General features: G+C 29.4%; 7 protein-coding genes. 6 read left to right on the top strand and 1 reads right to left on the bottom strand.

The window, feature by feature from the left end:
* Nucleotides 1-429: 429 nt before the first annotated feature.
* The gene (locus JEY78_RS15690; protein ID WP_291853673.1) at nucleotides 430-741 is read right to left on the bottom strand and encodes a hypothetical protein; all 312 of its coding nucleotides are present in this window, start codon (nucleotides 739-741) and stop codon (nucleotides 430-432) included.
* An 85-nt stretch (nucleotides 742-826) separates the two neighbouring features.
* Here JEY78_RS15690 and JEY78_RS15685 point away from each other — a divergent pair, with 85 nt between their 5' ends.
* The 6 genes from JEY78_RS15685 to JEY78_RS15665 all read left to right on the top strand — a co-directional run bounded on the left by JEY78_RS15685 (nucleotide 827) and on the right by JEY78_RS15665 (nucleotide 5,147).
* Complete coding sequence (locus JEY78_RS15685; RefSeq protein WP_291853670.1) at nucleotides 827-1,354, top strand: hypothetical protein; 528 nt, start codon at nucleotides 827-829, stop codon at nucleotides 1,352-1,354.
* Between the two features lie 2 nt (nucleotides 1,355-1,356).
* Nucleotides 1,357-1,665 (top strand): DUF6804 family protein, encoded by a 309-nt coding sequence (locus tag JEY78_RS15795; RefSeq protein WP_367158792.1) that lies wholly within the window; start codon nucleotides 1,357-1,359, stop codon nucleotides 1,663-1,665.
* A gap of 46 nt (nucleotides 1,666-1,711) precedes the next feature.
* Nucleotides 1,712-1,975 (top strand): hypothetical protein, encoded by a 264-nt coding sequence (locus JEY78_RS15680; protein ID WP_291853667.1) that lies wholly within the window; start codon nucleotides 1,712-1,714, stop codon nucleotides 1,973-1,975.
* A gap of 206 nt (nucleotides 1,976-2,181) precedes the next feature.
* Nucleotides 2,182-2,826 carry a hypothetical protein gene (locus JEY78_RS15675; RefSeq protein ID WP_291853663.1) on the top strand — a complete coding sequence of 215 codons (645 nt, stop codon included), beginning with the start codon at nucleotides 2,182-2,184 and terminating at the stop codon, nucleotides 2,824-2,826.
* Nucleotides 2,827-3,051: 225 nt separating this feature from the next.
* Nucleotides 3,052-3,798: a hypothetical protein gene (locus JEY78_RS15670; RefSeq protein ID WP_291853660.1), complete on the top strand. Its 747-nt coding sequence runs from the start codon at nucleotides 3,052-3,054 to the stop codon at nucleotides 3,796-3,798.
* Between the two features lie 395 nt (nucleotides 3,799-4,193).
* Nucleotides 4,194-5,147 (top strand): calcium/sodium antiporter, encoded by a 954-nt coding sequence (locus tag JEY78_RS15665; protein ID WP_291853657.1) that lies wholly within the window; start codon nucleotides 4,194-4,196, stop codon nucleotides 5,145-5,147.
* The last annotated feature ends 353 nt before the right edge of the window (nucleotides 5,148-5,500 follow it).

The following is a 5,500-nucleotide window of genomic DNA, read 5'->3' as shown; positions in this document are numbered from 1 at the left end:
ATCCTAATTATACAACAAAATTAAATCGGGAAAAATAATTGTCGTTGACCGGAAATAATAGTTGTCGTTGATCAGGCAATTGATAGAAAACATGATGTTTTAGGCTTTTGACATTGTCAATAGCACAAACCAAAGGTGTTTCTCTCTGCTGACAGTGGCAATTGAGAGAGAACATGAAGTTTTGGGCTTTTGACATTGACAACAGGCTATTACAATTAAAAAGTTTCTTAATATTGTGCTATTATAAGATAAAATGAGTTTTTGTACTTTATGAATTATTAGAAAGTATTAAGTTATACTCTTTTTTATTTTGAATATAGAGTAAAATTAGATATTTTCTTCTGGGGATTTTTAATTAATTAAAATGGGACAATTAACCTATGAATAATATCTGGAATGCTATGCAGAACCATTCAGTATATTATTAGGTTATAAAGAAAAATTTTCTTGCATTGCTTTATTATATCCATCTTCTTTCCCAGCGTAATAAGCTTCACCTAGTGGTGCATTATGCAAGTCACTATAATATTCGTCTAACTCTTCATCATTCTGTAAATTATTTTGCTCCATCGTTTTCTTTTTCTCTTCTTCTATTTGCTGTTCTACCCAATAATCAAAACAGTATTTTTCAAACAGCCATATAATTATTTTTTGCATTGCCCTCCCAAAAATTTTCTTTATAACCACCCGCTCAATTTGACCGTTATCACGGTCTGCTTTTTCGCTTATTTTACTTTTCAATGTTTTTCTCCATTATAAATATTCTTATTTTACTTTCACGGCAAATTAGCTAAGTCCGTTAGGCAACTAAATAAAAGGAGTCATAATGAGCATATTTGATTTTTTCAAAAGCAAAGATTCTGGTGATAAAAATAATCGTAATGTTGGAAATAATTCCGCAGTTGATAAACTTATAGAATGTACTACACTGACTTCGAATGAACTTTTATCATTAATAAAAATTAAAAAAGAAAGAGAAGTAGAATTATATCTTTTCTCACAATGGGTTACAATGAATAGCGCAATTATCAATGAAGTTGATCCTTCAATAATGGATAATTATTATCTAAATCACGACGTGAAATGGATTATGCAAAGAAATCTTCCAATGGATTATGGTCCCAAACTAAGCCAAGTGAGAGTACACAGATTTAATGAGTACAATGAATTTACACCAGTACTTCAATCATTATTTGGTGGTAATTACGATGGCTCAATGACAATGAAGTTTTCAAGGATTGTTTTTACAAATTGTTTAGGTGATGAAGCGTTCAACTATTTATTAACTTCTGGACCAATGCTTCCGCTTAAACTTCAAGAAGTTATGCTAAAACACGGAGTTATAATTGGGTAAATATGAATAAGGTAATCATTAAAACAATTTTAATATTCGCTTTGTTGCTCTGCTTATTTAAAATGCCCTATTGGTATTATCAGATCGTAAGGATATTTGGGACAATTGGCTTTACTTATTTAGCTTACATAGATTACAAAATCAAAATTAAATTCACTCCTCAAATATTTATTGTTTCGGCTATTTTACTAAATCCAATTCTCAAAATATCTTTTGATAAAAACGCTTGGCAAATAGTCGATATATTTTTGGCAATATTATTGGTCTTAACTATACTGTTTGAACGAAAAATTCAATTATTAAAAAATTGATGAGGTATAAATGTTCTTTCGCGGTGCAATAATAGCTACTTTAATAATGCTCAATTTTGCAAACTCACCTAGCTTTTGGGAAACAACCGGTTATTTATTTTTAGGTGTCATTATTATGTTATTAACAATGCTTCCGCTTGTAGGCTGGGTAGTTGTTCTTGGTTGTGGTTATTTAACATACAATTACTTACATAACATTCAAGATTGGAATATAGTTTTATCAATTATACTCGGCATTATTGTATCGAGCATTATGGGTGCTCTTTTATCGGGCGGTGGTCAAGAAAATCAAAAACATCAGTTTTATTAAAAGTTGCCTAACAAGTGCCTCAAGCCGAAAGCGTTTTCGCAATTGGCATTTGTGCAGTTAAAATGTTTTATGTTCCGCTTCGGCTATGTTGTTTAGCGTAGTTTGTAAATGAAAATTTGTTCTAATCAAAAATTTGTTCAATTAATTTAGCATTGTTGTGTTGGGCTTCGGCTTAGGCACAACGCCGTTAGCTGGCATTTCAAAATATGATGAAATTAAACAAAATTATTGAAGAAAGAATAAATGTTTTAGAAAGCATTTTACATTCAATTCATCATAATATTGAGTTGTTGGAATATATGACTTATAACCTACACAAAGAGAGATTTAATTTATTCAATAATCGTGGTCTATTTCACGTTTGGGTAACATTATTTGGAGTTGTCATTATAGATTTTTACAAAATTACTAATGAAAAACAAAAGCACTCATTCCAAAAAATATTAAACATTTCAAAAGATCTAAAATGTGATATAGATTTTGAAAAAATTCAAGAAAAAATTAATCTTTTATTTGACTTTTATAACAAATCAGAGTTTGAGACTATAAGAAGTAAATATTTAGCACATCAGGATATAGAAGTGCCAGTAATAAAATCTGACTTATCTTCTTTAAACAAATATAAAGAAGAATTATTTAATCTCTTTAAGTTACTAACAAGTGAATTAAACATAGCAAACAAAGAATTTAGTAGTGATATTAAAAATTCCTTTTCAGAAATATTTAATGTAATAGACGAGTATGATGAAGTATCAACTTACTTATTAGCAAATGCAATTAAAGGAAGCAAAACTATAGAAATATCTGAATTACAAGATATAATAAAAAGACGTGAAGATAATGCCAGCTAACAAGCAAATCAACCCGACTGCGAGAAGATGCGGTCAAATTGATTTTCTGAAGTGAAGTTGTAAAAGTAAGTGGCTTTTTAAATTAGTTTATGTTGTAAAGTTACACCGCCTTGTTTTTACGAAAGTTAAACAAGGCTGCAGTTCTAAAAATTTTAATAATTAAAAAAATATTGTAGTTATAGGCGGCGGGTTATTTGCAACGCCGTTAGCTAGCTTGAGTAAATTATGATAAAATATTTTTTATTCGCAATGGTTTCTCTTTTAATTGGGAATATTTATGGTCAGCAAGATAGCACTCAAGTGGCTGATACCTTATTTATTTCTAAGAATGATACGAGTGTTGTAAAAATAATAAGTTATCCGCAATCTAGTTGGATTGAGAGAAATGAAGGCACTTTTCTGGGAGCATTTTTAGCTGGTATTATTGCAATTCTATCGGTTTACTTAACTTCTCGTTCCACAAAAAAATCAAGGTTAGCAAAAGAGACTGAAATATATTGTGGACTTTTATACGCAATTAAAATTGAACTAATTTATCAAGCCAAAAATCACGATTTTTTAATCCAAGAACTAGAGGTTATTAAACATAATAGTCTTATAGCCAATGAAATAATAACAGATTCACCCTCAAGAACAATTACATTGAATTTTTTACAAGAGGTTCGAAATAAAATTATCAACACAGAATTATTTAATACAAAGATATTACTTCTTTTGTCTGCATATATGAACAAATGTGAATTGGTTAATTGTGATATAAAATTCGAAAGATTAATTAAACTCAGTGAAAAATTTAAAGATAAGGTCAACTTTCCGGAATCAACAAAAACTTATTTTGATATTATTATAAAACAAGTAAACGATCTTAAGAAATCGATTCCAGATATTATTTCGTATATAAATTTGGATTTAAAATCATTTGGTAAAACTAGTGATATTGATGAAAATGAGTATTTGAAGATCGCTAGCTAACCAACAAATCAACACGACCGCCGTTTTTACTTGGCGGAAATTTGTAAAAAGTTGGTTTGATGTTCAACTAAAGTTTTTTGTTTAAGTTTGTGCAATTCAGCAAAGTTAAAAACAATGTTTGTGAAATAAGTTAAACATTGTTTTGTAAAATTAAAAATTCGTTATTTGTAAAATTAAATGTTATTGGCGGCGGCTTAACCGCGAGGCAGTTATAAGCTATGCAAATATTTTAGATTATGATAAATAATTTGTAGTTTGATGAAATAAAAATGAAGGAATTCTTTTTATACAAATAGACCTGATATATGCAATGTGTGATAACCAAAGTATCACTAATTATACACATTACGTTTATTAAGATGTTCTAGTGCATTAAAAAAAGAGAAAATAGTATTATGATTACTTCTATGATTTTAATAATTGCGGGATTTGTGTCTTTAATATTTGGAGCAAATTGGTTAGTAGATGGTGCATCTTCGTTGGCAAAAAAACACAAAGTATCAGATTTAGCAATAGGATTAACAATAGTTGCTTTTGGTACTTCTACTCCTGAATTAGTAGTTAATTTTATTGCCTCTTTTAATGGATATCCAGATATTGTTTTTGGAAACATTATTGGTAGTAACAATTTTAACTTGTTTATAATACTTGGAATAGCTGGCCTAGTTTACCCTATTACAGTTCAATCTTCAACTGTTTGGCGTGAGATTCCGATATCATTAATATCAGGTTTATTGCTTGTAGTACTGGCCAATAATTATTTTTTAAGTAATACTTCTGAAATTTCAAGATTTGATGGGGGGATTTTACTTTTAGGTTTTGCTGCATTTTTATATTATGTGTTTAAGCAAATGAAAACAGAAGACAATATAATAACTTCTTATCAGCAGAAATCAAATTATAAAATATGGGGATTAATATTCTTAGGCCTTGCGGGTCTAATCGTTGGAGGCCAATTGGTCGTTGATAATGGTATCCAGATAGCAACAAATTTGGGAGTAAGTGAAAAAATTATTGGTTTGACAATAATTGCTGCAGGAACTTCTTTGCCTGAATTAGTAACATCGATAGTAGCAGCCACTAAAAAAAATAGTGATATAGCAATTGGGAATGTCATTGGTTCTAATATTTTTAATATTCTTCTAATATTATCTGTAAGTTCTTTTATTAAGCCAATTTCTTTCAACCAAAACTTTAATATAGACCTTGCAATTTTACTAGGAGGAACTCTATTTTTATTTATTGCTATGTTTACTGGGAAAAGAAAAAAGCTGGACAGATGGGAATCTGCATTGTTGTTGGGCTTTTATTTAATTTATACAATTTATCTAGTTTGGAAAGAAATATAATATAAACGCACAACAAATGGTTTAGTACATGTGGGTTTCAGAATTTTCCGAGGTTTATGGCTTGTAAAAAAGTTGGCGTAAACTGAAAGGAAACCGCTTCATACTCCAATACGACACCATACCATCAAACGTTGGTTAAGAGATATCCTAAAACGCTTATAACAAGTTATTCCGGTTAAAGTCAACAAGGATCAGATAATCAAGATTTTATAGAAAGAGGCATAGTGATGCCTCATATGACAAAAAAGTTCTTTGACATATTGATAATAATAATAATTAAACTTCCCCACAATTTGTAGACACGAATAAAAGCAACTATATTAGAGAAAAAAATATAGGAGCAAAAAGATGAA

Origin of the sequence: Lutibacter sp., from assembly GCF_016342705.1 — a bacterium.
GTDB lineage: Bacteria > Bacteroidota > Bacteroidia > Flavobacteriales > Flavobacteriaceae > Lutibacter.
Note: the sequence above shows the minus strand (reverse complement) of the source record. Positions and strands in the feature narration are given on the sequence as shown.

What these genes read in the sequence shown, in the direction of transcription:
- JEY78_RS15665 (WP_291853657.1), top strand. Translation starts at nt 4,194, where the DNA reads ATGATTACTTCTATGATTTTAATAATTGCGGGATTTGTGTCTTTAATA.
- JEY78_RS15685 (WP_291853670.1), top strand. Translation starts at nt 827, where the DNA reads ATGAGCATATTTGATTTTTTCAAAAGCAAAGATTCTGGTGATAAAAAT.
- JEY78_RS15795 (WP_367158792.1), top strand. Translation starts at nt 1,357, where the DNA reads ATGAATAAGGTAATCATTAAAACAATTTTAATATTCGCTTTGTTGCTC.
- JEY78_RS15670 (WP_291853660.1), top strand. Translation starts at nt 3,052, where the DNA reads ATGATAAAATATTTTTTATTCGCAATGGTTTCTCTTTTAATTGGGAAT.
- JEY78_RS15675 (WP_291853663.1), top strand. Translation starts at nt 2,182, where the DNA reads ATGATGAAATTAAACAAAATTATTGAAGAAAGAATAAATGTTTTAGAA.
- JEY78_RS15680 (WP_291853667.1), top strand. Translation starts at nt 1,712, where the DNA reads ATGCTCAATTTTGCAAACTCACCTAGCTTTTGGGAAACAACCGGTTAT.